This window comes from Tahibacter sp. (assembly GCF_035481375.1).
GTDB lineage: Bacteria > Pseudomonadota > Gammaproteobacteria > Xanthomonadales > Rhodanobacteraceae > Tahibacter.
Genome location: NZ_DATIGT010000014.1, coordinates 1 through 26,614 on the forward strand (window position 1 = coordinate 1; position 26,614 = coordinate 26,614).

The window sequence follows — 26,614 nt, forward strand, 5'->3', positions numbered from 1 at the left end:
GGGGCGGCGAGGCGGGCGCGATCGAGCGCCTGTGGCAGGGACGCGCGAGCTGGCTCGTCGTCACCGATGGCGCTCGGCCGCTGCAGTGGCATACGCGCACGCGCCGCGGCGTCCTCGACGCCTTTGCCGTGCGTGCGGTCGACACGACCGCCGCCGGCGATGCCTTCGTCGGCGGCCTGCTCGCCTGGCTCGCCCGGCATGACGTCGGCGCGGCCGGACTCGACGCGTTCCTGCAGGACGACGGCGATCGCGACGCCGCGCTGCGCCAGGCCGCGGCGGCCGGCGCGGTGGCGGTCACGCGTCCCGGCGCGTTCGCCGCGATGCCGACGCCGTCCGACCTCGTGACGTTCCTGGAGACGTTCGCATGAACACGCTGCCCGACTTCCGCGACCCGGCATTCCTGCGCAGGCACATCGCCGACACGATGGCGTTCTACCAGCCGCACGCACTGGATCCCGCCGGCGGCTTTTTCCACTATTTCCGCGACGACGGCAGCGTCTACGAGCGCAGCCACCGCCATCTCGTCAGCAGCACGCGCTTCGTCTTCAACTACGCCATGGCGGCGCGCGAATTCGGCGATGCCGGCCATCTGGCCGCGGCGCGCCACGGCCTGGCCTATCTGCGCGACGTGCACCGCGACCCGCGGACCGGCGGCTACGCCTGGACGATCCGCGACGGCCGTCCCGACGACCGCACGAACCACACCTACGGGCTTGCGTTCGTCGTGCTCGCGTATGCGCGTGCGCTGCAGGCCGGCATCGCCGAAGCCGGCGAGTGGCTGCGCGAGACCTGGGACCTGCTCGAAGCGCGCTGCTGGGACGCGGACTACGGCCTGTACCGCGACGAGGCCGACGAACACTGGAACTTTTCCACTTATCGCGGCCAGAATGCGAACATGCATGCCTGCGAAGCGTTGCTCGCCGCGTTCGAGGCGACCGGAGAGCGCCGCTATCTCGAACGCGCGCTGACGCTTGCCGACAACCTCACGCGGCGTCAGGCCGCACTCGCCGGCGGTCTCGTCTGGGAGCACTACGACGCGCAGTGGAATGTCGACTGGGACTATCACCGCGACGATCCCAGGCACCTGTTCCGGCCCTGGGGTTTCCAGCCGGGCCATCAGACCGAATGGAGCAAGCTGCTGCTGATCCTCGATCGCCACTGGCGCGAGCGCGGCGAACCGCAGGCGTGGCTGCTGCCGACCGCGCGACACCTGTTCGACCGCGCCGTGCAGTCGTCGTGGGACGACGAACACGGCGGCCTGCAGTACGGCTTCGCGCCCGACGGCCGCATCTGCGACGACGACAAGTATTTCTGGGTCCAGGCCGAATCGATCGCCGCCGCGGCGCGCCTCGCGCGCGCGACCGGCGACGCGGACTATTGGGGCTGGTACGACCGGCTGTGGACGTACGCGTGGACCCGCTTCGTCGATCACGAACACGGCGCGTGGTACCGCATCCTCGATCGGCGCAACCGCAAATACGACGACGCGAAAAGCCCCGCGGGCAAGACCGACTACCACACGATGGGCGCGTGTTACGACGTCATGCACACGTAGGGCGCAATAACCGAAGGGCATTGCGCCAAATCCGCTTGTCCGGTGGTGTGGGGTTGTCGGCGTAAAGCGTGGTCCGTCGGCGCAATCGGGGCCGCTTGCGCAATGCCCCTCGGTTATTGCGCCTTACGGGGTCTTGCCGACGCGTTTTTTCAGCGCCGTGTAGAACTCGCCGCCGTCGGTTTCCACGCTGACCTTGATGTCGCGGCCGCCGGTGTTGCCGAGGGCGGCGATCACGCGCTCGCGCGTCACTTCGGGACCGCCGTAGAAGTACCAGTCGTGCTGCAGGCGCCAGTCGAGCACGGCGATCAGCTCCGCATGGCCGGCGAGCGCGTCGATCAGGCGCTGTTCGCGCCCGGCGAGTTCGGCGCGCAGCGTCGTGTCGATCTGGCCGACGTAGGGGATGTCGCGCACCTGCGAGACGATCACGAGCCGCGGCGGCAGGCCCGCCGGTGCCGCGTAGTCGTCGCGGAACTCCCAGACGATCGGCAGCTCGTCGCGCTCGGACTCGGCGCGCAGCCAGGTGCCGCGCCGCGCGCCGCCGCGCGACGGGTCGTCGGCCGATGCCGGCGCGGCCTCCGCGGAAGCGGCGGCCGGCGGTGCAGCGGCGGTTTGCGCCGGCGCCGTGGACGGCGCGCAGCCGGCCAGTCCTGCGAGTGTCGCCAGCAACAGCGCAGCGCGCGCGTTCATGCGGCGAGATCGAACAGCGACGGGGTCGCGGCCGCGTCGCCGGCGCCGGGCAGTCCCTCCAGGCCCGGGCAGTCGAGCTGCGCCTGCGCAACGATGCCGGCGGCAAGATTTTTCAACATCTCCACGTTTTCACGAATGCGCGCGCGCACGCCATCGTCGTCGAGCGGGTCGTGCAGCGTGCGGTTGAGTTCGTGGAACCATGGCAGCTCGCCCTGGTCGAGGAACGTGGCCGGATTCGTCGGCGGGTTCAGCGCCATCCAGCGGCGGAAGAACAACTGCATCTCGACGTTGAGCGCGCGCACCGATTCGAGTTCGGCCTTGAGGTCGCTGAACAGGCGCAGGTCGGTCAGGCGGTCCTGGAACACGATCTGGCAGAGCACGCCCCAGTAGTAGGCGTAGTCCCAGATGACCTTCGTCGACATGACCTCGGCGTCGCCGAACAGCGGGTACTGGTCGCGGTACAGGGTCAGCGTCGATTCGTAGAACGAGAAATAGATCTGCTGGTAGATCTTCGCGTAGGGGCCGACCGGATCGCCCTTGCGGTCGTGCTCGATCAGCGCGCAGACATAGCTGTTGGACATGCCGATGAAGTCGCTGCCCGGCGAATAGAACGGATCGAGGAACACGCCGGCCTCGCCGGTGATCGCCCAGCGGTCGCCCGAATACACCTGCTTGCAGCCGTGCGAGAAGCCGCGCAGGAATTTGAAGTCGAGCAGCTTGTCGCGGCGCTTGTCGCATTCGCGCCAGACCAGTGGCTGGAATTCCTTGAGCCACGCCATCGCCTTCTCGAACGTGTTCATGGTTTCGAGCGGATGCATCTTTGCGTCGCAGACGATGCCGACCGAATGCGCGCCGGAGCCCAGCGGAATCAGCCAGACCCAATAGCCCGGGCCGCAGAGATGGTTCGTCGAGCGCCAGCGCTCGGGCGGCGAGCATTCGAGCCGCCAGCGCTCGTCGTTGCACCACTGGTCGATTTCGAGCTTGTCGTCGATGCGGAACCAGACCGAGTTCGCGTCGTGGCCGTTCGCCTCGGCGAGATCGAACTTGCGCTTGAGGATGTTCGCGCGGCCCGCGGCGTCGACGACCCAGCGCGCCTTCGCGACATGCCGCGCGCCATCGCAGTCGTAGCTGACGGTGTGGTCGTCGTTGCCGCTCGCGATGTCGACCGTGCGCACGACCGCGCCGTCGAGGAAGTCGATACCCTTGCGGCGCACTTCCTCGCCGAGATGATTTTCGAGGATGCCGCGATCGAGCTGGTAGGTCGGACGCGGCAGCACCTGGCGCACGCCGAGCTCGGTGACGGCCGGCAGATCCTCGCGGCCTTCCGAATAGAAGAAGCGAAACCCGAACTTGTAGATGTGCTGGGTATGCAGATGCTCGCGCAGGCCGATGACCGTGTCGAAATAATGCGCGCCGATCTCGACGCTCGATTCGCCGACCTTGTGCGCGGCGGGCGGCAGCGGGTGGTTGCGCCGCTCGAGCACGCGCACGGCGATGCCCGGGAATCGCTGGTGCAGTTGCAGCGCGAGGCAGAGCCCCGCCAGGCCGCCGCCGAGAATCACCACGTCGTGTCGCGTTTCGCTCATCGTCCCGTCCTTGCTGCCGAATGTCGTCATGCTGCCGGTCGGCCGGCAGGCCATCTTACCCGGCCGTTCGACCGATGCCGCCCTGAAAAAGCACGTTGCTCCGCCAACCCGTGCCGGCCGTCAGACCGACTGCGGCTTGCCGCCGGCTGCGGCCGCGACGGCGCATTCGCGGCGCATCAGCAGGCCGAGCAGCGGCGAGGTCATCAGCGTGGTCACGACGGCCATGAGCATCAGCATCGTGAAGAGTTCCTTGCCGATCACGCCGACGTCGAGGCCGACCTTGAGCACGATCAGTTCCATGAGGCCGCGCGTGTTCATGAGCGCGCCGAGCGCGCAGGCGTCGCGCCAGTTCATGCCGCACAGGCGCGCGCCGGCCGCGCCGCCGAGCATCTTGCCGGCGACGGCGAGCAGCAGGATCGCGGCCATCGCCGACAGGCCCATGCCGGTGAACGCGTCGGCGCTGGTGTTGAGCCCGGCGAGCGCGAAGAACACCGGCATCAGCACGATCACGGCCACATGCTCGAGACGTTCGACGAGCGTGTCGAGCAGGCGCTCGTCGCGCGGCAGGCAGACGCCGAACAGGAATGCGCCGAACACCTCGTGCAGCTGCAGCCACTGGGTCAGCGCGGCGAACGCGAACGTGACGATCAGCAGCAGCGCGAGCACGGATCCTTCGGGCCGGCCGCCCGCGGCGTGGCGGTGCAGCAGCGCGCCGATCGCCGGGCGCACGAGCGCGAATGCGACGATGCCGAGCACGACGAGCCCGGCCACCGTGCGCGCGAATCCGACCCAGCCGCCGTCAGCGACGATCAGCGCGACGACGAGCGCGAGCAGCATCCAGGCGAACACGTCGGCGACCGCGGCCGAGGTCAGGCCGAGTACGCCGACCGGCGTGTTCGCGAGCCCCTTGTCCTTGAGGATGCGCGCCATGACCGGAAACGCGGTGATCGCCATGGCCGTGGCGACGAACAAGGCGAACGGCAGGAAGCCGACGCCCGGAGGCGCGAGTTCCGGATGCAGCCACGGCGCGATCGCGAAGCCGAGCGCGAACGGCAGCAGCATCGCGAGCCCGCCGACGCGGATCGACGCCGACATCTGCGCGCGCAGCCCGGTCGGCAGACGCAGTTCGGCACCGACGATGAACATGAACAGCACGAGCCCGATCTGGCTGATGCCGGTCAGCGCCGGCAGGCTCTGCGGCGGAAACAACTGCGCGTGCAGGCCCGGCACGAGTTGGCCGAGCGCGATCGGCCCGAGTGCCAGGCCCGCGATCATCTCGCCGATCACCGGCGGCTGGCCGATGCGGCCGAGCACGAGCGACAGCAGTCGCGCCGTACCGAGTATCACGACGAGCTGCAGCAGCAGCAGCGAATGACTCACTCTCAAGCCCTCCCGGCGGCGCCGGCGGGTTCCGGCGGAACGCGAAACCGCGTGCCGTCGGGATCGATCACGTCGATCGGCGTGGCGCGCGCGATCCTGTACGTACGCACTACCGAGCCGACTTCTACCACGCGGCCGAACACGTGCGAGGTGATCCGGCAGAAATCCCGCAGCGGCTTGAAATGGCTGCGGCGGAATTCGCCCGCATAGCGCACCTCGATCGGCACCGCGGCGACGCGCGTGCCGAGCCGGCGCGCGGCTTCGATGAGAATGTCGGCCTCGAACACGAAACCCTGCGGCGCGACGTCGACCGCGAGCCGCACGACTTCGCGCGGATACCAGCGCTGTCCGCTCTGCGAATCGACGAGGCGCTGGCCGACGGCCCAGGCGATGCCCCAGTCGGCGATGTCGTTCGCGACGCGGCGGATCTTCGGCTGTTTCTCGCGGCCGATCAGGCGCGCACCGACGACGATGTGATTCGGCAGGCCCGCAGCGACGCGCAGGAGGCGCGGGATGTCGCCGTAGAAGTGCTGGCCGTCGCCGTCCATCGTGACGACGCCGTCGACGTCGAGTTCGAGCGCGCGGCGAAAGCCCGCGCGCAGCGCGTTGCCCTTGCCGCCCGGACGCTCGTGGCGGATCAGTTCGATCGGCAGGCCGGCCAGCGCGGCGACCGTCCCGTCGCTGGAGCCGTCGTCGACGACGATCACGTGCGGGCTGTACTGCAACGCACCTTCGACGATCGCGCGGATCGCGCGCTCTTCGTTGAGACAGGGAATCAGCACGGCGGCACGCAGGTTCATGGCGCGAACTCCGCCCGCAGGGTCAGCTGCGGCCCGGCGCCGATATGCAGCGTGCGCGGCGCGTTCGCTGCGAGTGCCTGCAGCAGCGCGAGGCCGTCGGCACTGGCGTTCTGCGCGCGCAGCGCCCGCGCCCAGTCGGCATCCACGGCGTCGCGGGCGGCGCCGTCGGCGGCGCGCCGCAGCGCGAGCCGCATGCCCGGTGCCGAATCGGGCGGCGCGAGCACGAAGGCCAGCGCGAACGCACGGTCGAACGGTACGGCCGAATGCAGCGGACCCGGCGCGGCGACGTCGTAGGCTGCGAACAGCACGGGGGCGCCGCTGTCGGCCACCTGGATCGCGGCTTCGAGCAGGCCCGCACCGACGCTGTCGGTCCAGGCGGACAATGCGGTCGCCGGCTCGCGGCAACCCGTCGCGATGCTCCAGTAGCCGGCCGCCGCGTTGTGTACGGAATTGTGGAATTTTGTCGGCGACAGCTCGCGCGGCGTCTGGACCAGCGTCGCGCACATGTAGTCGGTGATCGCGATGTCGCCCTGGGTCGAGCTGAAGATGCAGGGCAGCTGCGCCGGGTCGGCCTGCGCCATCGCGCAGGCTTCGGTCGCGGCCTGCGAGGCATACAGCACGGTGTCCGGCGCGCGCCGGCGTTCCGCCGCGGGCAGCAGGCCGGGCGCGGGACGCGGCGGGTCGGCGCCGTCGAATTCGCGCTCGCCGCGCAGCACGGCCGCGGCGACCGGCCAGCCGGTCAGTCCGGGCCCATAGACGCCGATGCCGGCGACACGTACGACGAGTTCGCTCATGCGCGGCCTCCGCGACCGAACACCAGCACGGCGTTGTTGCCGCCGAAGCCGAACGAGGACGACAGCGCGATCTGCGGCGCACGCTCGACGTTGTCTATCGCGAACTGCGGGCCGCAGGCCGGGTCGGGCGCGGTGCAGTTGAGCGTACCGGGCATGAAGCCGCGGTCGAGGGCGACGAGGCAGGCCACGGCTTCGACGATGCCCGCGGCACCGAGCGTGTGCCCGGTCCAGCCCTTGGTCGAACTGGCGCGCGTGGTCTCGGGAAAGGTCTCGGCGACGACGACGGCTTCGACCGCGTCGTTGGCCGGCGTCGCCGTGCCGTGCATGTTCACGTAGTCGACGGCGGACGCCGCGAGGCCGGCACGCTCCAGCGCGCCGGCGATCGCGAGCCGCGCGCCGAGCCCCTGCGGATGCGGCGAGGACATGTGGTGCGCGTCGCTGGATTCGCCCCAGCCGAGCAGCTGCGGCGCGTCGGCGCGCGCCGCGACGCGTTCGAGCAGCGCGAAACCGGCGGCCTCGCCGATCGAGATGCCGCGGCGCGCGACGTCGAACGGCCGGCACGGCTCGTCGGAGACGAGCTGCAGCGCGTTGAAGCCGTACAGCACGCTGCCGCACAAGGTGTCGACGCCGCCGACGATCGCGGCATCGGCCCAGCCGAGCCGGATCAGGCGTTCGGCCTGGGCGAAGACTTTCGCGCTCGAGGAGCAGGCCGTCGCGACGGTGAAGGCCGGGCCGGTCGCGCCGAGCAATCCCTGCACGAACGCGACGAGCGAATGCGGGGAATGCAGCAGGAAATCGCGGTAGGACGGAATGAACGAGCCGGTCTCGTCGACCCGGCAATAGGCTTCTTCGGTCGCGCCGATGCTCGCGGTCGAGGTGCCCAGCACGACCGCGACGCGGTCGGCGCCGTAGCGCGCGATCGCCTCGCGCGCGGCGGCGAGGAAGCCGTCCTGCTGCAGCCCGAGCCATGCGAGGCGGTTGTTGCGGCAGTCGATCGTCGCGAATTCGCCGGGGACCGGTTCGTCTTCGAGGCCATCGACGCGGCCGATCCAGCACGGCAGCGGATCGCTGCCGAAATCGTTGCTGCGCAGGCCGCCGCGCCGTTGCCGCAGCGACGCGTGGAAGGCGGTCGAGCCGCGGCCTGCGGCCGACGTGGCGGTGTAGGCCGTCACGGCCAGCGGTGAAATCGGTAGTGGCAAGCGCGACGCCCTGAAAGGAAACGGATTCGCCGGCTTGCAAGGCCGGGGCGGCCGACTATACAACGGCGCCTCCGTTCATGAATCCCCGCCGCCGCAAGCCCGATGAGCACTTCGTATTCGCCGTTTCGCGACGGCCCCTGGCGCCACCTGGGCGACCGCGACGTCTGGCATTCGCTGACCGTCAGCGCGCTCGCGGTCGCGCTCACCGGCGGTCTGCTCTGGGTCTGGTTCGTCCTGCGCACGCTCGTGCTCGCGCAACGCGCACCGCTGGCCCCCGCCACGGCGCAGACCTTGCTGCTGTTCGGCAAGCGCCTGGCCGGCGAGGCCATCGACGCCGACTATGCCGCGCGGATCGAGCGCGTCCGCAGCCTGCTCGCGGGGCGCCCGTATGCGCTGCTGCTGCTGGGCGGCCGCACCGGCGCGGGGCTCAGCGAAGCCGCCGCCGCGCTCGCGCGGCTGCGCGAGCAGGGTCTTCCGGCGGATGCGAACGTGCGCTGCGAGGACGCCTCGACCGACACGCTGGAAAATCTGCGCAACGCACGCGACCTGCTCGGCGGCGCCGCCGCCACGCCGGTCGCCCTCGTCAGCAATCGGTATCACCTGCCGCGCTGCCTGCTGCTCGCGCGGTCGCTCGGCTTCGACGCACAGATCGTCGCTGCGGAACCGCGGCTGCGCTGGACGCCGGCGCTGCTCGCGCGCATCGCGCTGGAAGCGAGCTACTGCCTCTGGTTCGACATCGGCCGCCGCTGGGCGCGGCTCATCGGCCACAGGCGCATGGTCGACCGCGTGACCTGAGCGCGATTGCCGCCCGCAGTCGCGCCGCCTACCATGCGCGGCGGGCCGTCCGGCCCGACATCGATGGAGCGAACATGCTGCGTAATAGATTTGTACTTATTTTGCTTCTTCCGATCCTGCTGCTGCTCGCCGGCTGGCGCGAAGCGCCGCTCGTGAATCCCGACCCGATCGCGATTCCGCCGAAGACCCCGAGCGCGGAAGTCGCGAAGATCGTCAAGAAGGCGCTGGTCGGGCGGAAATGGGTCGTCTCCGAAGACAAGCCCGGCGCGATCAAGGCCACGCTGCTCGTCCGCGACCACAAGGCCCGCATCGCGATCGACTGGAATGCGAAGGACATCCGCATCAGCTACATCGACTCGGAAAACCTCAATTTCATGGAAAAAGACGGCAAGAAGCTGATCCACCAGAACTACAACAGCTGGATCAACAACCTCGTCGTCGATATCAGCGGCGAGTTGACGCTGCTGGGAACCTGACCGTAGGTTGGGTTGAGCCGCAGGCGAAGCCCGGCATCGAGGTGTCTGACCAGCGAAGAATGCGTGACGGAGCATCCCTCAGCTTCCCGGAGGCGCTGCTTTCGGCAATACCACGACGTCGGGCTTCGCGTCGCTCAACCCACCCCACGATTCTGCGAAAGCTCTCTCTCATGCCCCACCCCCCTGTCTCCCGCATGCAAACCTTCCTGCACGACCTGCAGGACCGCCTCTGCGCGGCGCTCGAAAGCGCCGACGGACACGCGCGTTTCGCCGAGGACAGCTGGCAGCGCGCCGAGGGCGGCGGCGGGCGGTCGCGCGTGCTCAAGCAGGGGCGCGTGTTCGAGCAGGCCGGCGTCGGGTTCTCGCGCGTGCACGGCGAGCGCATGCCGCCGTCGGCGACGGCGCAGCGGCCCGAACTCGTCGGGCGCAGCTGGAGCGCACTCGGCGTATCGCTGGTGCTGCATCCGCGCAATCCGTACGTGCCGACGACGCACATGAATGTGCGCTACTTCGAAGCGCACAAGCCCGGCGCCGAGCCGGTCTGGTGGTTCGGCGGCGGGTTCGACCTGACCCCGTTCTATCCGTTCGACGAGGACGTGCGTCACTGGCACGAAACCGCGCGCGCGGCCTGCATGCCGTTCGGCGACGCGGTCTATCCGCACTACAAGCGCTGGTGCGACGAGTATTTCTTCCTGAAGCACCGCAACGAGACGCGCGGCGTCGGCGGCCTGTTCTTCGACGATCTGAACGACGGCGGCTTCGAGCGCTGCTTCGCGCTGACGCAGTCGGTCGGCAACGCGTTCCTCGACGCCTACCTGCCGATCGTCGAGCGCCGCGCGGACACGCCGTTCGGCGAGCGCGAACGCGAATTCCAGCTCTACCGGCGCGGCCGCTACGTCGAGTTCAACCTGGTCTGGGACCGCGGCACGTTGTTCGGCCTGCAGTCGGGCGGACGCACCGAATCGATCCTCATGAGCCTGCCGCCGCGCGTGCGATTCGAATACGGCTATCAACCCGAAGCCGGCAGCGACGAGGCACGGCTCGCCGACTACCTCGTGCCGCGCGACTGGCTCTGATGCGCCGCGCGGCGGCGGCACGGAACCTGCAACGCTCCATCGAGATCGGCTAGGCTTGCCGGTCATGCCGGGCCGCCATGAAGGCGGCCCGTTGAATATCCGGGAGACGGCAACGGAAGCCGGTTCCCGCCCAGCGCCGAATGCCCGATCGCCGATGAAATCCCGACTCGACTTCCTGCGCGGCACGGCCCAACTGGCCGGCGAAGGATTTCTCGGCGCGCTCGATGTCGTCGAAGGCATGCATCAGGCCGTGCTCAATCCGTTCGCGCGGCTGCTGCCGTTCGGCCAGCTGCTGACGCGCACGACCGATTTCGTCTATGCGCGACTGCGCGAGGTGGGCCACGTCGCGAGCAGCGCGGCGATCGGTTCGCTCGGCCTCTACGAACGCTACCTGCTGCCGCGCGGCGAAGACGACGCGTTGCCCGGCGTCTCCAGCGCCTGGATCAGTGCGTTGAACGGCGCGGTCGGCGATCACCTCGAAGCGACGCGCAATCCGCTCGCGGTCTCGCTCGCGTTCTGCCGCAATGGTCACGCGCTGACCCTCGATGCCGCGACGCTCGCGCGCGAGCTGCCGTGTGCGAACGGCACGCTGTATGTGCTCGTGCATGGCCTCGGCCTCAACGACAGCCAGTGGGAAGACCGCGACGGCGAGGACTTCGGCACGCGGCTCGAACGCGACCTCGGCGGAAGCGCCGTGCGCCTGCGCTACAACAGCGGCCGGCGCATCTCGACGAACGGCCGCGAGTTCGCGCGCGCGCTGCAGACGCTCCTCGACTCGCATCCGCGCGCGATCGAACGCATCGTGCTCATCGGCCACAGCATGGGCGGCCTGGTCTGCCGCAGCGCCTGCAGTCACGCGGCGCGCGCCGCGCTGCCATGGCGCGAGCGGCTCGTCGCGGCGGTGTGTCTGGGTTCTCCGCACCTGGGCGCGCCGCTCGAACGCATCGGCGGCCGGCTGAGCGCCGCGCTCGAAGCCGTGCCGTACACGCGCGCGCTCGCCAAGCTCACGGAACGCCGCAGCGCCGGCGTCAAGGACTTGCGCCACGGCTGGTGCAGCGACCGAGACCGGCCGCGCGCGCGCAGGGACGACACCGCGATCGAACCGCTGCCGCCGATTCCCGGCGCGCGCTGGTATCTGGCTGCCGCGACGCTGGCCGGCAGCAGCGACGGCACGCGCGCACGCTGGATCGGCGACGGCCTCGTGCCGGTGCCGAGCGCGCTCGGCCAGCATGCGGATCCGCACCAGTCGCTGCAGCTGCCGGCCGAGCGCCGCCACGTGTTCCGCGGCCTCGGCCACATGGATCTGATGAACCATCCGCGCGTCTACGAGCGACTGCGCGAATGGGCCGCCGACTGATCAGTCGCGCGGAATGTTGTGCTTCTGGCGCACCTCGTCGATGCGCGCCTGCACCTTGGCCGGCACGTGGCCCTTCTCGGCCTGTTCGAAGATCTGTCCGAGCACGCGGCGCTCGTCGTCGTCGACCACGTCGTCGCGCAGCGCCAGGCCGAGCAGGAAATTGATCTCGCCGATATCGAGCTGACCGTCGTCGGCGAATACTGGAATCGAACGGAACGCGATCTCGATATGGCTCTTGGCTTGCGGCATGGCACGGCTCCTACGTGGTCAGACGACAGCGCCGCGGCGCGGCGCGGCGGGCGAAAGCCGACGATAGCCTGTCGCCGCCGCCGGTGCGAGCGCATCGCGCCCGCCCACCGGAGAACGCATGCGAGGGCCGCAGCGAACACCATCGGCGACGTCGCGGCAGGGCTGCGCGTATGCTGCGCGCCGTCTCGACGACGGACGGACTTCGCATGACCGACGCCGCGCGCTATCGCCGCGCGAAAGACGAATACCTGCGCCTGAGCGAACTCGACGACGACGCGCGCGAGCGCGCGCTCCTCACCCTCGCCGGCGAAGACGCCGCGCTCGCGGATTCGCTGCGCAAGTTGTTCGACGCGGCCGCGCAGACGATGCCGGCGCTCGACGCCGCGCGCGAGGCGACGCCGCAGATCGCGCGCTATCGCCTGATCCGCGAGATCGGTCGCGGCGGCATGGGCCGCGTCTGGCTCGCCGAGCGCGACGACGGCGGCTTCGCGGGCCGCGTCGCGATCAAGCAGATCGACCGCGAAGCCTGGAGCGCCTCGGACGAACGCCGCTTCGTGCGCGAGCGGCAGATCCTCGCCTCGCTCGATCATCCGAACATCGCGCGCCTCATCGACGGCGGCACCGACGGGAACGGCCGGCCCTTCCTGGCGATCTGGTACATCGACGGCCTGCGCGTCACGCAGTACTGCGAACAGCACGCGCTGAGCGTGCGTGCGCGACTGTCGCTGCTGCGCCGGATCGGCGACGCGGTGGCCTACGCGCATCGCCGGCTCGTCGTGCATCGCGACATCAAGCCCGCGAACATCCTCGTCGACACCGACGGCGAACCGCGCCTGCTCGACTTCGGCATCGCGCGCATGCTCGACGAGGACACCGCGGCGACGGCGACCGGCGCGAGTCCGCTGACCCTGCGCTATGCCGCGCCGGAGCAGATCCGCGGCGAACTCGCCGGCATCCCCGCCGACGTGCACGCGCTCGGCTGCCTGCTCTATGAACTGCTCGCCGGCGAGCCGCCGCACGCCGAGGCGGGCGCCGCGGCGCTGACCCACGCGATCCTGCATCTCGATCCGCCGCCGCCGTCGCAGGTCGCGCGCCGGCGCGGGCGCGCCGCGGTCAGCGCCGACCTCGACGCGATCTGCCTGCGCGCGCTGCGCAAGCGGCCCGAGGACCGCTATCGCAGCGTCGACGACTGGAACGCCGACATCGACCGCGCGATCGCCGGCGAACCGGTGCAGGCGCGCCGGGGCGAACGCGGCTACGCCGCGCGGCGCTGGCTGCGCCGGCGCTGGCCGTGGCTCGCCGCGGCCGGCGTGCTCGTCGGCATTGCGACGTATCACGTGATCAGCATCAATCGCCAGCTCGCCGCGGTCGCGCGCGAACGCGACCGCGCCAGCGAACTCGCCGATTTCGCGATCACGCTGTATCAGTCGGCCAGGCCGGCGGAAATCCGCGCCGGCAGCGTCAGCGCGCTCGATCTGCTCGATCGCACGGCCGCGCGGCTCGACGAGCCGAAGATGGAGAAACTCAAGCCCGAAGTGCGCGCCGCGCTGGTCGCATCGATCGGCCACGTCTATTACGAGATCGGCGTGCGCGATCGCGCCGTGCAGTTGTTCGAGCGCGCGGTCGGCCTGTTCGAGCAGGCCGATCCGGTGCCCGAGGACGACCTCGCGCTGCACATGCGCTATGCCGCGATGGCGCAGTACGACCGCAACCAGGCCGAGGCCGCGCTCGCGTGGATCGAGCGCGCGCTCGCGCGCCGCACGCGGATTGGCGACGACGGCAGCCTGCTGCGCTCGGGCCTCGACCGCGCCGCGGCGATCTATGCGCAGTCGCTCGACCAGCTCGACCGTGCGGCGGAACACACGGCACGCGCGATCGCCGTGCTCGAAGCGAATCTGCCGGACAAGCAGGACGAGCTCGCGCTCGCACTCGGCAACGCCGCGACGCTGGACATCCAGCTCGGCGAACTCGATCGTGCCGAACGGCGGCTCGCGCGGGCGCGCGAACTGGCCAATCGCGAGAGCACGGTCTATTACCGCAGCGACCTGTTCCTGCGCCGCACGCTCGCCAAGGTGCTGTTCGCGAAAGGCCGCCGCGACGAAGGCCTGACGCTGCTGCGCGACGCGCTGGCCGACGCGCGCAGGCTCATGGGCGCGCAGCATCCCGACGTACTCGTGTTCGCGGTGGACTACGGCGGCATCCTGACGCGCGCCGGCCGCCTCGACGACGCCGGCGCCGCCTTCGACGAAGCGCTCGCCGTCGGCAATGCGTCCGCCGGCGACAGCGCGCGCCAGCTGATCGGCGTACGCGCGGCGCGAGCGCGCTGGCTGCTCGCGCGCGACCAGCCGGCCGATGCGGCGAAGGAACTCGAGGCCGTGCTCGCCGAACGCGCGAAGACCCCGCAGCGCGACCGTCGCAGCGCCGCCTACGAACGCGCCGCGCTCGCCTATGCGCGGTGCCGGCTCGGCGAAGCGGAAGCGCCCGCTGCGCTGCGCACGGCGTTGACCGCACCCGAGGCCATCAGCGTCGCGACGCGCCCCGGCGTCGCGGATGATTTCGCGCAGTGGCGTGCGGCGTGTGGATTTTGAGGTGGGAATCGGGAATGGAGAACGGGGAATCGTTCAAGCCGGCGGCGCGCGTCCGCGCTCAAAACGTCCCGCGCCCACATGCAACACGGTAAGACTCCCTCTCCTCCGAGCTTGCCCGGGGAAGAGGGCTGGGGTGAGGGGGAGAAGCTGCCGAGGCGATCACTATCGGTTGTCGCCAGTCGCCGGCTCCGGTATCGCGACAATCAAACAGCTCGCACGCTGGTGTTTCTCCCCCTCACCTACCCTCTCCCCCGGGCAAGCTCGGGGGAGAGGGATCGAAGCGGCATTGCTCTTACGAGTCCCGATTCCCGATTCCCACTTAAGGCACGCACGCCTCACCCGTCCCGTCGACGCACTGCACGCTCGCCGACGGCGTCGCGACGGCGGAGTAGTTCGCAAGCACGCCCTGCTGCGCGCTGGCGTTGACGTAGTTGACGAGACGCAGCGCGATGACGGGCAGGCCGGCCAGGCGCAGCCCTTCGCGCGACGGGCGCAGCGCGATCGGGCCGTTGCCGAAGGTCGGGCGGCCGAGCTTCAGCGTGACCTGCCCGGCCATGTACAGCGGCTCGCCGTTGCCGCCGCCGCAGACCTGGCTCATCGGTCCGTGAAAGCGCGTGCCGAGCAGCGCATCCGGCGGATTGCCGCCGGGCATGGTGACGGCGAGCGCCGTCGCCGGATGGCGCACGCTCGCCTCGCAGCCGCCGAACTGCACGCCGCCGGAGTCGGCGACGATGCCGCCCTCGCGGTCGGTGATGAGCAGCCATTCGCGCTCGATCACCGAGAACGGCGCCTGTGCGTTGTACATCGCGCGAAACGGCGGCAGCGGCGTCGTCGTGCCCGGCGGCAGCAACGCCGGATTCGTATAAAAGCGCTTGGTCGGGAAAACCTGCACGAATGAACTCGTCGCGCCGATGTCGCGGCGCGTGTCGAAGTCGGCCGCGATCTCGCTGGCCGTGAGCACGGCGCTGACCGCGTCGACGGCACGCTCCAGCGGATAGCTCAGTTCGAAGCTGCGGTTGTCGGCGACGACGCGCGCGACCACCGAACGCTCGTCCGGATCGCTGACCGTATCGGCGAGCGTCAGCAGCTGCCGCGCCGACGGTACGAAATGCCGCACGACGCTCGCAGTCGTGCCGCGCGGCGAATCGGCCGGATCGATGCGGAATTCGTCGAGCGGAACGGCCGCGGCGCCGAAGAACGTGCCGGCCGCAACATTGATGACCGCGGCATAGCCGCTGATGCCGCCGCGCGGATTGACGAGATCGCGCAGCGGCTGGTTCGCCCAGTAGCCGCCGGGCGCGGTCCAGGCCGCGGCGAGGCCGGCGCAGTAGCGCGGCACGGCGGCCACGTTGCCGACGTGGCGATCGGTCATCGTGTCGGGCGCGATCGCGGCAATTTCGATCGCCTCGACCCAGCCCTCGCGTTCGCGCGCGGGATCGGCATCGGGCTTGTCGTCGATCCGCAGTTCCTGCAGCCGGCGCCCCGGTTGATTCGGCACGGCGGTCGTCAGCGCCGGGATCACGCAGCTCGCGTCGTCGCTGAGCAGCACCGCGCCGCCGTCTGGCGTGTCCGCGGCGATCGCGCCGCTCCAGCTGTCGCGTCCGGCCAGATAAAGGTTGAACACGAGCGCGGTCTCGCCGATCTGCCCTTCGGCGACGCGCAGCTGCACGACCTTGCCGTGATCGCTGTTGTTCGCGAGCTGCAGCAGGGTCGTGTTGCCCGCTTGAACGTTGTAGTACGGAAAAATCAGCGCCTGCCCTTGATCACGCACGCCGAGTACGACGGCGTGCGCCTGACCCGCGAGCAGCGCGGTCGCGAGCAGCAATCCCTGCTTGATTCGGAACATCCCCGGCCTCCTGACCGCCGCGCGACCGCGCGGCGCGCACGTCGTCTGTGACGGGCGAGGCGCGCAAATCCCCCAGCGCGCGGCGAAACCGGTCAGCCTTCGTCGGGCAGCACGCTCACGAGCACGGTTCCCGGACCCGCATGCGCGGAGATCGCCGCACCCATCGGCACGATCTCGATCGACACTGGACGCAGCGCGTCGCGCAACGCCGCGGCGACGCGACCGGCTTCGGCCAGATTGTCGCAGTGGCCGATCAGGATGCGCCCGCCGCGCTGCGCCGGCGTCAGGCGGCGCAGTACCCAGCGCGCGAAGCGTTCGGGCAGGTCGGCGCGCAGACGCAGTGCCGAACGCAGATGCAGGCGTCCGTCGGCACCGACCGCGGCGATCGGAATCAACCGCAGCCAGCGCGTCAGCGACAGCGTCCAGCGCGGCAGGCGACCGCCGCGGACGACATGGCTGAGGTCGCGCACATAGGCGAACAGCGCGGTCTGCGGCACGAGCGCGGCAATCCGCGTGGCAATTTGCGCACCGGCGAGTCCCTGCGCGGCCAGTTCGGCCGCGCGCTGCGCGAGCAGTCCCTGCGCGCACGAGGCCGTGCGCGAGTCGACCACGGTCACGCGTCCGGCCGCACAGCGTTGCGCGGCGCTCTCGCCGGCCTGCAGCGTGCCGCTGACCGCGCGCGACAGACCGACGTAGACGACCTCGTCGTGATGGCTCAGCAGGAACTCGAACAGGCGCCGGAAGTCGCCCGGCGGCGGCTGCGACGTGCGCGGCAGCGCCGGATTCGTACGCAATTCGTGGAAGAATTCCTTCGGAGACAAAGACACCTTGTCGAGATAGTCCTGCGCGCCGAAATTGAGCCGCACCGGCACGAGATGCAGCGGCAGGCGCTCGAGCGCGTCGTCGGACAGATCGGCCGCCGAATCCGTGACCACGGCGACGCTGAGCCGCGACTGCGTCGCGCGCTGCTGCGCGCGCATGTCGTCGGCCTTGCGGCTGCCGACACGGCCGAAGCGCGCGAGCGCGTCGTAGAGCTGCTGCGGTTCGTCCAGGTGCACGTGCACGCGCAGCTTCTCGCGCGTGCCGGCCAGTACGAGGCTCGAATGATCGAGCGCCTGCAGCGACGCGCGCACGGCGTCGCGGTCGATCGCCTCGGCGCTGAGCACGCATTCGGTGCACCAGCGATGCGTCGCGTCGGGCTCGGGCGCTTCGGCCATGACGCCGGCGTCGCTCTGGAATTCCGCGGCGGCGGCGAGTCCGGCGCGGCCGCGCTGCAGGTAGTCGTCGATGCCGGCCAGCAGCTCGACGAAGCCGAGCGCCCCGGCATCGACGACGCCGGCCTTGCGCAGCACGGCCAGTTGTTCCGGCGTGCGCGCGAGCGCGTCGCGGCTCGCGGCCACGGCACGCGACCAGGCCGTGCGCAGATCGGTATCGCCGTTGCCGGCTTCCCGCCGCAGCGCGGCGGCGAACGCGGCGATGACGGACAGAATCGTCCCTTCGCGCGGCTCGGCGACCGCACCGCGTGCCTGGCGCGCGCCGATATCGACGGCGTCGGCGAGTTCGTCGAGGCCCAGTCGCGGCCGGTCGGCCAGATGCTCCCCGACGCCCTGCAGGAACTGCGCGAGGATCGCGCCCGAATTGCCGCGCGCACCGTCGATCGCCTCGTCGCCGGCGCGCCGCAGCAGGCTGCCGGCGCTGCCCGAACGCCACGGCCGCAGCGCCTGTTCGACGGCGCTCAACGTGAAGGCCAGATTCGACCCGGTATCGCCGTCGGCGACCGGAAACACGTTGATGCGGTTGATCGCGTCACGGCGGGCGAGCACGCGGCGGATGCCGGCCAGCAGTACGCGCTTCAGCGCGACGCCGCCGGGCCGCCAGCCGCGGGGGATCAGATGGAAATCGGCGGGCGCGCTGTTCATGCCCGAGTCTAGCCAGCCGAGCCCGCCCGGTGCGCGCTGCGCTGCAGCGTGAATCTCAGCCGCGGGCAGGGCCGTGCGCAATCGACGCAACCAAGCCTCGCCTCGGCGCATCCATGGAACTGTCCGTCGCTGTCCGCTGTGCCCGCAGCGGACAGTCCGGACAACGGCCATGACTTCAAGCCCTTGTTGCGCAAGGCCGGGGAGCTCGGGAAAGGGTTGGCACGAAGCCTGCTGTAGTCGCGCGACCGCGCTGGCGACACCGGCTCAATCGTGCGAGCATGCCGTCCCGCCAGCGAGCCCGTGCCAGCGTTCCGCCATCCCGGAGCCACCGATGCTCACCTTTTCGCGTTCCCTGATCCTGCTGCTCGGCCTGGCGTTCCTGGCCGGCGCCAGCCATGCAGACGAATACCTGCTCGGCAATCCGGCGCCGGGCGGCGTGGCCCTGGCGCAGTCGCGTCAGGACTGCGACATCCAGCCGGGCGGCAACGCACGCGTGATCTACCACGACGGCCAGAGCGCTCCGGTCAGCGTACCGGTCGATGCCCGGGGCACGGTCGGCGAAGAGAATGTGGCGACCGTTCCGGGCGGCGACAACGCACCCTCGTCGTCGCTGCCGTCGGTCGATGCCGTCACCCCGCCGAAGCCGCGCGGCGGCGGCCTGCGCTGGCAGTCGGTGCTGCCCGGCTCGATCAAGTAATTCCGATCAAGCCATCCCGATCGCATAATCCCGACCCCACGACGACCGCGACCGCGTGGCATCGGCATGCCGACGCGGCATCATAGGCGCGTGATCGATTTCTTCCGGCGCCTGCGCGAGCGCCTGAGTCCGCGCCCCCAACCCATCGACGACGCGACCTGGAACCGGGTCGCATCCGACTGCGCGCTCGTTGCGGCGCTGACGCCGGAGAACGCGGCCCGGCTCCGCGGCCTCTGCGAGCGATTCCTGGCCGACAAGCAGTACGTGCCGCTGGCCGGCGTCGAACTCGACGACTACCGCTGTCTCGTGATCGCCGCGCTCGCCTGCCTGCCCGTACTCGATCTCGGCTATGCGCACCTGCGCGGCTGGCGCCGCATCCTCGTCTATCCCGGCGAGTTTCGCGTGCGTCGCGAACATCACGACGAAGACACCGGCGTCGTCACCGAGGGCGACGACGCGCTGATCGGCGAAGCCTGGGAACGCGGTCCGCTCGTGCTGTCCTGGGCCGACATCGAGCAGGACCTCGCCGACCCGCACTCGGGCTTCAACGTCGTCATCCACGAAATCGCGCACAAGCTCGACATGCTCGACGGCGGCAGCGACGGCGTGCCGCCGCTGCCGGCGACGCTGCCGCGCGCCGAATGGATACGCGCATTCCAGCAGGCCTACGACGCGCACTGCACTGCTGTCGACGCGGAACAGGAGACCGCAATCGATCCGTATGCGGCGGAAAGTCCCGACGAGTTCTTCGCCTGTCTCGTCGAGGCCTGGTACTCCGACGAGGCGCTCGTCGCGCGCGAAATGCCGGCGATCGCGGGCCTGCTGCAGCGCCTGTTCCGGCCGGACGCGGCAACGACTGCAATCTGAACGACGCCGCACGGACGGGCGTCGGCCGCACGGGTTTCGGCTACACTGCGGCGGTTTTCTCTGTCGCTTCTGGAGTGGAAGGCATGCGCAGCACCGCGGTTCTGGCTTTGCTCGGATTCGGCCTTCTGGCCTCCTCGTCCGTATCCGCCGACTCGTTCAACGGCACGAATACAGGCGCCATTCCCGATGCACCGGCCGGCTCGCCGAGCTGCGGCGTCAACAACCTGGGCCAGCCGCGCGTCGTCAGTTTCGACGTCAACGGACTTCTCGTCCCGGTCGTCGCCGTCAGCGTCAGCATGAATCTCAACCACACCTGGCGCGGCGACCTCGTCGTCAAGCTGGCCGCTCCCGGCGGCACGCCTTCCAAGATCGTCTTCAGCCACACCGGCTCGAACGTACCCGGCGGCTGCGGCCACAACGGCATTCTCAACGGCCTCTACACCTTCGAAGACACCAGCACCGCCGGTGACTGGTGGGGAGCCGCGTTCTCCACGGTGCCGCCCGGCTCCTACCATGCATCGACGCCGGGCGGTCAGAACCCGGGCGGCGAAGAAGTCCAGCTGTCGACGGAATTCCGCAATCTCGCGCCCGAACTCGCGAACGGCACCTGGACGCTGACGTTCTGGGACGCCGGCGATCCGACCCCGGGCCAGCCCGGCAGCGGTACCGGCTCGGTCAACGCAGCGACGCTCATCATCGACCAGACCGACCAGATCTTCGAAGACGATTTCGAACCGGCGACCTGATCCGGACAGATCCGTCCGTTCGCCGCTGCACCCGCGCCGCCGGCCGCACAGGCCGACGGTCGCGATTGCATACGGATTGACCAACCAGTAGCCTCGCGGATTCGGTCGCAAAGACGATTTCGCAGGTTCTGTTCGCTCATGCTGTGGCCCATCCGTCGCGCTGTCTGCCTGGTTCTGCTGTCCGCTCTTCCCGCCTCCGCCGTCCTCGCCTGCGCCGGCAGCGTCCACATCGAAATCGAGCATGCCGGCGTCTATGCGCTGGATCAGGCCAGCATCGCGGCGGCCGCACCGGGCCTCGCCGGCTGCCCGCGCGAGTCGCTGACCCTGACCCAGCGCGGCCGCGAAGTGCCGATCCGGATCAGCGGCAGCGGCGCGACCCTGCAGCCGGGCGACCGCATCGAATGGATCGGCAAGCCGCTGCACGGACCGCTGTCGTGGTTCGACACCTACAGTTCGGTCAACGTCTACCTGCTCTCGGGCAGCCCCGGTCCGCACGCGCGTTTCGCCGACGCGCCCGCCGTGCCGGGCGGTGCGCCCGCCAGCCTGACGAGGCGCCTGCATCTCGAGCAGGAAAACCTCATGATCCGGCTCAACCACAATCACGTGAAGCAGTGGGAAGAGGCCGATTTCTGGCATTGGGCCAAGCTCACCCACGTCGATCCCGAGCCGTTCTCGTTCGACGCCGACCTGCCCGACCTCGCCGCGCGCGGCGGCACGGCCACGTTCACGCTGAAATTCCGCGGCATGTCGACGGCGCCGCAGGTTCCGCCCGGCCAGACCAAGACGATCGACCACAGCATCGTCGTACAGCTCGGCGGCAAGCCGGTCGCCACGTTCGAGTGGGACGGCCGCAACGAGGTCGAACGCCAGTTCACGCTGCCGGCCGCGGCGCTGCAGGAAAAGGGCAACCGCTTCACGCTGAACGTGCCGAAGCGGCCGGTCAAGCCGAACGATCCGAACTTCGTCGTCGACGTCGTCATGTTCAATTCGATCGACATCGACTATCCGGCCGACGGCGACCTCGCGCGCTCGACCGATGCGTTTCGCGTCGCCGGCGGCGGCAAGGTCTCGCTGCAGCACGGCGGCGGCACGGTCGCGCTGTACGGCGATGACGGCCGGCGCTGGACCGGCACTGGCGGCGACTTCGGCCGCATCGACGCGAACGCGGTCGTGTATCCGGTCGTCGACGATCGCTTCGTCGCGCCGCAGTCCGTGCGCGCCGTCGCCGCAGGCAACTGGCACACGCCGGCCGAACCCGTCGACTACCTCATGATCAGCCACGCGCGCCTGATCGACGCGATCCAGCCGCTCGCCGAATTCCATCGGCGCCGCGGCCTCAAGGTCGCCGTCATCGACGTCAACGACGTCTACGACCAGTTCAACGACGGCATCACGCATCCGCAGGCGATCCGCAACCTGATGCAGCAGGCGTATACGAAGTGGCCCGAGCCGCGGCCGCGCTTCGCGCTGCTCGTCGGCGACGCGAGCTTCGACATCCGCCACCAGCGCATCAACCGGCGCAATCTCGCGAAATGGGCCGATTCGGAACTGCTCGCGCCGGGCCAGTTCGGCGATATCGACAGCACGCCGTATGCCGACACGCCGGCCGACCTCAAGCATCGCGCGCTGATTCCGACCTGGCAGTTCATGTCCTACGACGGCCAGTCGGCGAGCGACAACCACTTCGTCAGCGTCGGCAGCGACCCGCTGCATCCGGTCATCGCGCTCGGCCGCCTGCCGGTCGTCGAGCCGGCCGAGGTCAAGGCCATCGTCGACAAGACCATCAACTACCTGAGCACGCCGCAGCTCGGCGGCTGGCGTCGCGACGTCATGTTCATCACCGACGAGAGCGACTATTTCAAGAACACCTCCGACGAGATCTCCAAGTCGCTCGAAAAGGACGGCTTCCTCAGCGACAAGGTCTACGCGAGCAAGGACGAGAAGGACAACCTCGCGCACCAGTCCTCGATCAAGGACGGCCTCAACGACGGCCGGCTGCTCGTGCACTTCATCGGCCACGGCGGCCGCTACATCTGGCGCACGGGCCCGCCCGACCTGCGCAAGAATCACGACCTGTTCACGCTCGACGACGTGTCGAACCTCAACAACGGCGGCCGCCTGCCGATGGTGCTGTCGATGACCTGCTATTCCGCGCCGTTCGATAACCCGACCGAGGATTCGATCGGCGAACGCTTCCTGCGCGAACCCGGCCGCGGCGCGATCGCGGTGTTCGCAGCGTCGTGGCGCAATTCGCCGTCGGCGCAATACAGCAAGGCCATCGTCAGCGAACTGATCAAGCCGGGCCGCACGATCGGCGAGTCGATCGTCGCCGGCAAGCAGGCCGTCCGCGACGACACGCTCGTGGAAACCTACAACCTGCTCGGCGACCCGGCCGTCGTGCTCGAACGCCCCAACGGCGAGTTCCGCTTCACGCGCGTCGCGCGGCCGTTCGGCCCCGATGCGATCGAAGCGACGATCGACCGCCCGGCATTCCGCGGCAAGGCCGAAGTCAGCTGGCTCGACCGCGACGGCAAGCGCCTGCACTCCACGCGCTTCGTTGTACTCGGCAACCGCTTCACCCTGCCCGAACCGCCGGCCGCCGTGCGCGCCGCCGCCGCCGAAGTGCGCGGCTACATCGCCGACCCGGTCAATCCCTTCGACGCGATCGCGCGCCTCAACCTCGTACCGCGCACCGACGCACAGCCCGAAGAAAAACCGGCCGAGCCGAAGCCGGCCGCCGTCGCCGTGCAGCCGCCGGAAGCCGCGGCCGCGCTGCGCACGACCAGCGATGCGGTCAACACCGGCGATGTGCTGCTGCGTAGTGGCTTTGATGTACCCGTCGAGGCGACGGCGCGTGGCGGTGAAAGCGCGGCGGGAGCGGCGAAGTTTTCCAGCAAGTAAGAAAGCGAGTGTTCGGTGGAGAGCACCCCCACTCTTTTCTCACTCCTCTTCACTCGTTGCTTCGCGCGTTCTCGGCACAACCACTTTCTACAACTGATCGCGCGGGTGTCATCTGATGCGTCGTCGACGAGACGGCTGACGAGCGAATCCGGAGGCATGCGACGGACAAACCCGATGAGCGACCGCACATCGGACAGTTTGCGCGCTGTAGCGAGAGCACCCCGCGGCTGCCGGGTAGACGACCGCACCCAGGCGACTATTCCGCCCCCCTGTTGCGCGCTTCGCGCAAAGCGCACTGAAGACATTTCTCATCACCGCTACCGCGTGCGCCAGCCGTGCCTCCACGGCTCGAATATCTTCCGGATTCCATCGCGCCCGCGAGGTCATTACGCATTCTGCGTCGAACCAGAACTTCACCTCGGCCCCGGCTTTCGTTTCAATTCGCGGCTCGGACAAACGCTTGCCCATGTCGAGCAGGTGATCGACGGCCTGCGCGCGAGCGACGTTGTACGCGGCGCACGAAGAAGTGCTTGCGACTAGGGCGAGCAAGATCGTCATCCTCGCAAACGTCCGAAAGCGGCAGCAACACTACCGCCTCAACCCAAGACCACATCTTTACCACTTCCGCAATCAAGAGCAAATCGCCGCCCATTTTCAGCCAAGAAAACCAGACGATCTCCGTCGACGCACAACAGCTCATCATCCCAATGCTTCTGTCGATGCCAAATAATTTTTCCTGCGTTTGAAACTGCAACAACACCTCCTTCGTATACGCCTATCAGGACGCTGTCTATCTCCAAAAACCTTAGGGAATAGAAACCGGAATCGTCACTGGCCGAACGATGAAGCTCAAGACGATCGACTTGCGCGATCGGACTTCCGGCCAATACAAGCCATACTCTTAGTCCGATCATTACTGCGCAACCGCCCCACCATAGAACCTCTAAAATGGGCACTAGCTTCTTCGAAGCCTCATTGAATCTTAGATCCATGAAGTTTTTTTCTAGAATCAGCCCATCGCGAAACTCAAAAATCAAATCTGCCGCCCTGTCACCCTTGTTCAGTTTCGATCTAATCACTAGTGAACCGCCAAGCACGGTCGCCGTATCGCTGCCAACGAATGTTTCTTCCGTAGTGATCATCTTGTTGTGCCTCCGAGGGATTTGACAGCGTCCCTTAAAGCTTTGTCGTTAGTGACGAGTGGCAAATTGTTTTCGAGCGCCTGCGCCCCAATTATCCCATCACCGAACCGGCCGGGTCGATTTGGACGCATTGCACGGGTAGAAAAGGACACCCACTATTTGGCGTGGGCCGAGCTGAAGGCCGAGGATCCCGGTGTGATACCAGAGCCTGCCGCCAAACTTACCTGCAGAGGTTAGGCGCAAAGCGTCACATCAAGCGAACGAATTGACCCACACCACACCAAGGAGCACGGTCTGGCCTAAGTCAGTCGCTGCGCAAGTCCGATGCCCTTGAGCCATCTCTGCCCCAGACGCTTGGCCATCTCGATCAGATCCTGCGCGGATCCGGAGATTCTGGCCCAGCCGTCGCCATAGCCGCGCACGCGCGCCACGCATCGCTCGTGTGTCGCGTCGAGTCGCTCGATGATCCCCAGTGCGAGACCACTGATCGTTCCGCGCTTTCCCGGCGCCAGCCTCCGGCCGGTCCAGTCAAGTACCTGCAGATAGTCAGCAGCACTGAGCGACAGTCCCACAGACCTCGCGCCTGCCAGTTCGAATTTCAGGCCCTGCGAGGCACAGCTATCTAATCCCTATCAGTTCAGGGCTAGCTGCGCCGCCTAGAATTTTCCCATCGGCAATGGCGACCTTGGCGACAATCTCCTTGGAAGCCGCGGCATCCCATATCGTAGCTTGCACGCAGCCCTCAGCTAATGAAACGTCTTTGATTCCATCCGACGAAATCGAAGGCGTCTTCCACCGCACTCCAGCTCTATCTAAACAAATCATCCGCACGAAGTCCCATGCGATCATAACACCGGCCAATTCATCGACCAGAACACCCATGATCGGGCGAATGGATATCCCCTCCCATTCGGGAGGGTTAAACACGTTCACTATGTATCCTTCGCCGTTCGAGACGACAACAGCATGTGTCCTGTTTGGATGCGCCCCTGAATAACTCACTGAGTTAGGAGACAAGTCACCGTTTTGGAACGTGCCGAACCATGGATCACCGCTATCTGGAAAAAATTCGACACTCACTCCCTCGACGCGAGCATCAGCAATTGCCCCCGGATAGCAAATTATTGCTTTTGAGCAGTCCGTGCCCGACGCGCGCCAAGCATGAAATAGCGCATTGAACGTATTTTGAAATTCACTGTTCATTTGGACGGAAGAATCTGTGAGTGATCACTTCGGTTCTGCCACTGGCTGATGGATTAACTTCAATTTCGAACACACCCTTTACCGTTCTACTCGGCGTGTAGCCGATGATCTTTCGGACTACCTCTCCTCCTATTCTTGTTGAGCGCTTGTCGTAGATCGGCTTGCCAGGCAGAGTAACCGTTCCAGGTTTTGTGTAGAAAAGGACACCCACTATTTGGCGTGGACCGAGCTGAAGGCCGAGGACCCCGGTGTGATACCAGAGCCTGCCGCCAGACTGAACCTGCAGAGGTTAGACGCAAAGCGTCACATCAAGCGAACGAACGAATTGACCCACGCTACATCAAGGGCCACGGTCTGGCCTAAGCCAGCCGCTGCGCCAGTCCGATGCCCTTGAGCCATCTCTGCCCCAGACGCTTGGCCATCTCGATCAGATCCTGCGCGGATCCGGAGATTCTGGCCCAGCCGCCGCCATAGCCGCGAACGCGCGACGCCCATCGCTCGTGTGTCGCGTCGAGTCGCTCGATGATCGCTGGCGCGGGACCACTGATCCTTCCGCGCTTTCCCGGCGCCAGCCTCCGACCCGTCCAGTCAAGTACCTGCAGATAATCAACAACACTGAGCGACAGTCCCACAGACGATATTCCGACTATCGGGCGGAGCAGCGCACCGAGCGACTCAGGTCGCAGACGACCTACTCTCACTCGCTCGCCCGCACTCGTGTGCGTCGACGACTCCAGTTGATCGGCGATTC

The 26,614-nt window shown here is 68.3% G+C and carries 24 protein-coding genes; 11 read left to right on the plus strand and 13 right to left on the minus strand.

What is annotated here, in order from left to right; all coding sequences use genetic code 11:
* Both VLF18_RS00665 and VLF18_RS00670 read left to right on the plus strand, forming a co-directional pair.
* Positions 1-368, plus strand: a 368-nt coding sequence (locus VLF18_RS00665) for a PfkB family carbohydrate kinase (protein WP_325277682.1), incomplete at its 5' end; no start/stop codon positions are given.
* A complete protein-coding gene (locus VLF18_RS00670; RefSeq protein ID WP_325277683.1) occupies positions 365-1,555 on the plus strand; it encodes an AGE family epimerase/isomerase in 1,191 nt (396 codons plus the stop codon). The genes VLF18_RS00665 and VLF18_RS00670, both read left to right, overlap by 4 nt.
* A gap of 123 nt (positions 1,556-1,678) precedes the next feature.
* Here the strand turns inward: VLF18_RS00670 and VLF18_RS00675 are convergent, their stop codons facing one another.
* The 6 genes from VLF18_RS00675 to VLF18_RS00700 form a co-directional block, all read right to left on the minus strand.
* The gene (locus tag VLF18_RS00675) at positions 1,679-2,242 is read right to left on the minus strand and encodes a hypothetical protein (protein WP_325277684.1); all 564 of its coding nucleotides are present in this window, start codon (positions 2,240-2,242) and stop codon (positions 1,679-1,681) included.
* Positions 2,239-3,828: an NAD(P)/FAD-dependent oxidoreductase gene (locus VLF18_RS00680; protein WP_325277685.1), complete on the minus strand. Its 1,590-nt coding sequence runs from the start codon at positions 3,826-3,828 to the stop codon at positions 2,239-2,241. The genes VLF18_RS00675 and VLF18_RS00680 overlap by 4 nt, the downstream gene beginning before the upstream one ends.
* 120 nt (positions 3,829-3,948) lie before the next feature.
* The gene (locus tag VLF18_RS00685) at positions 3,949-5,208 is read right to left on the minus strand and encodes a cation:proton antiporter (protein ID WP_325277686.1); all 1,260 of its coding nucleotides are present in this window, start codon (positions 5,206-5,208) and stop codon (positions 3,949-3,951) included.
* A 2-nt stretch (positions 5,209-5,210) separates the two neighbouring features.
* On the minus strand, positions 5,211-6,008 hold the full coding sequence (locus VLF18_RS00690) for a glycosyltransferase family 2 protein (protein ID WP_325277687.1): 798 nt from the start codon (positions 6,006-6,008) through the stop codon (positions 5,211-5,213).
* Positions 6,005-6,802 carry a beta-ketoacyl synthase chain length factor gene (locus VLF18_RS00695; RefSeq protein WP_325277688.1) on the minus strand — a complete coding sequence of 266 codons (798 nt, stop codon included), beginning with the start codon at positions 6,800-6,802 and terminating at the stop codon, positions 6,005-6,007. The genes VLF18_RS00690 and VLF18_RS00695 overlap by 4 nt, the downstream gene beginning before the upstream one ends.
* Positions 6,799-7,989, minus strand: coding sequence for a beta-ketoacyl-[acyl-carrier-protein] synthase family protein (locus VLF18_RS00700; protein ID WP_325277705.1), 1,191 nt, complete (start codon positions 7,987-7,989; stop codon positions 6,799-6,801). The genes VLF18_RS00695 and VLF18_RS00700 overlap by 4 nt, the downstream gene beginning before the upstream one ends.
* A gap of 114 nt (positions 7,990-8,103) precedes the next feature.
* On the opposite strand from VLF18_RS00700, the gene VLF18_RS00705 reads away from it, so the two are divergent.
* The 4 genes from VLF18_RS00705 to VLF18_RS00720 all read left to right on the plus strand — a co-directional run bounded on the left by VLF18_RS00705 (position 8,104) and on the right by VLF18_RS00720 (position 11,705).
* Complete coding sequence (locus VLF18_RS00705) at positions 8,104-8,796, plus strand: YdcF family protein (RefSeq protein ID WP_325277689.1); 693 nt, start codon at positions 8,104-8,106, stop codon at positions 8,794-8,796.
* A gap of 74 nt (positions 8,797-8,870) precedes the next feature.
* A complete protein-coding gene (locus VLF18_RS00710) occupies positions 8,871-9,272 on the plus strand; it encodes a hypothetical protein (RefSeq protein ID WP_325277690.1) in 402 nt (133 codons plus the stop codon).
* A gap of 194 nt (positions 9,273-9,466) precedes the next feature.
* Positions 9,467-10,348 (plus strand): oxygen-dependent coproporphyrinogen oxidase, encoded by an 882-nt coding sequence (gene hemF, locus VLF18_RS00715; RefSeq protein WP_414717167.1) that lies wholly within the window; start codon positions 9,467-9,469, stop codon positions 10,346-10,348.
* Between the two features lie 154 nt (positions 10,349-10,502).
* Complete coding sequence (locus VLF18_RS00720) at positions 10,503-11,705, plus strand: lipase family alpha/beta hydrolase (RefSeq protein WP_325277692.1); 1,203 nt, start codon at positions 10,503-10,505, stop codon at positions 11,703-11,705.
* Here VLF18_RS00720 and VLF18_RS00725 read toward each other — a convergent pair whose 3' ends face one another.
* The gene (locus VLF18_RS00725; protein ID WP_325277693.1) at positions 11,706-11,954 is read right to left on the minus strand and encodes a hypothetical protein; all 249 of its coding nucleotides are present in this window, start codon (positions 11,952-11,954) and stop codon (positions 11,706-11,708) included.
* A gap of 206 nt (positions 11,955-12,160) precedes the next feature.
* On the opposite strand from VLF18_RS00725, the gene VLF18_RS00730 reads away from it, so the two are divergent.
* Positions 12,161-14,542, plus strand: coding sequence for a serine/threonine-protein kinase (locus VLF18_RS00730; protein WP_325277694.1), 2,382 nt, complete (start codon positions 12,161-12,163; stop codon positions 14,540-14,542).
* Between the two features lie 319 nt (positions 14,543-14,861).
* On the opposite strand, the gene VLF18_RS00735 is transcribed toward VLF18_RS00730, so the two are convergent.
* Both VLF18_RS00735 and VLF18_RS00740 read right to left on the minus strand, forming a co-directional pair.
* The gene (locus VLF18_RS00735) at positions 14,862-16,388 is read right to left on the minus strand and encodes a hypothetical protein (protein WP_325277695.1); all 1,527 of its coding nucleotides are present in this window, start codon (positions 16,386-16,388) and stop codon (positions 14,862-14,864) included.
* A 92-nt stretch (positions 16,389-16,480) separates the two neighbouring features.
* Positions 16,481-18,307 carry a DegV family protein gene (locus VLF18_RS00740; protein ID WP_325277696.1) on the minus strand — a complete coding sequence of 609 codons (1,827 nt, stop codon included), beginning with the start codon at positions 18,305-18,307 and terminating at the stop codon, positions 16,481-16,483.
* Positions 18,308-18,638: 331 nt separating this feature from the next.
* On the opposite strand from VLF18_RS00740, the gene VLF18_RS00745 reads away from it, so the two are divergent.
* The 4 genes from VLF18_RS00745 (at position 18,639) to VLF18_RS00760 (ending at position 23,518) form a co-directional block, all read left to right on the plus strand.
* On the plus strand, positions 18,639-19,004 hold the full coding sequence (locus VLF18_RS00745; protein WP_325277697.1) for a hypothetical protein: 366 nt from the start codon (positions 18,639-18,641) through the stop codon (positions 19,002-19,004).
* Between the two features lie 90 nt (positions 19,005-19,094).
* Complete coding sequence (locus VLF18_RS00750; RefSeq protein ID WP_325277698.1) at positions 19,095-19,871, plus strand: M90 family metallopeptidase; 777 nt, start codon at positions 19,095-19,097, stop codon at positions 19,869-19,871.
* Positions 19,872-19,954: 83 nt separating this feature from the next.
* On the plus strand, positions 19,955-20,617 hold the full coding sequence (locus VLF18_RS00755; protein WP_325277699.1) for a proprotein convertase P-domain-containing protein: 663 nt from the start codon (positions 19,955-19,957) through the stop codon (positions 20,615-20,617).
* Positions 20,618-20,755: 138 nt separating this feature from the next.
* Positions 20,756-23,518, plus strand: a complete 2,763-nt coding sequence (locus VLF18_RS00760) for a C25 family cysteine peptidase (protein WP_325277700.1) — start codon at positions 20,756-20,758, stop codon at positions 23,516-23,518.
* Positions 23,519-24,114: 596 nt separating this feature from the next.
* On the opposite strand, the gene VLF18_RS00765 is transcribed toward VLF18_RS00760, so the two are convergent.
* From VLF18_RS00765 to VLF18_RS00780, 4 genes are all read right to left on the minus strand, one after another.
* Positions 24,115-24,660 carry a hypothetical protein gene (locus VLF18_RS00765; RefSeq protein WP_325277701.1) on the minus strand — a complete coding sequence of 182 codons (546 nt, stop codon included), beginning with the start codon at positions 24,658-24,660 and terminating at the stop codon, positions 24,115-24,117.
* A gap of 299 nt (positions 24,661-24,959) precedes the next feature.
* Positions 24,960-25,232 (minus strand): hypothetical protein, encoded by a 273-nt coding sequence (locus VLF18_RS00770; protein ID WP_325277702.1) that lies wholly within the window; start codon positions 25,230-25,232, stop codon positions 24,960-24,962.
* Between the two features lie 46 nt (positions 25,233-25,278).
* Positions 25,279-25,863 carry a hypothetical protein gene (locus tag VLF18_RS00775; RefSeq protein ID WP_325277703.1) on the minus strand — a complete coding sequence of 195 codons (585 nt, stop codon included), beginning with the start codon at positions 25,861-25,863 and terminating at the stop codon, positions 25,279-25,281.
* 359 nt (positions 25,864-26,222) lie between these two features.
* Positions 26,223-26,495 carry a hypothetical protein gene (locus VLF18_RS00780; protein ID WP_325277704.1) on the minus strand — a complete coding sequence of 91 codons (273 nt, stop codon included), beginning with the start codon at positions 26,493-26,495 and terminating at the stop codon, positions 26,223-26,225.
* Positions 26,496-26,614: the final 119 nt, after the last annotated feature.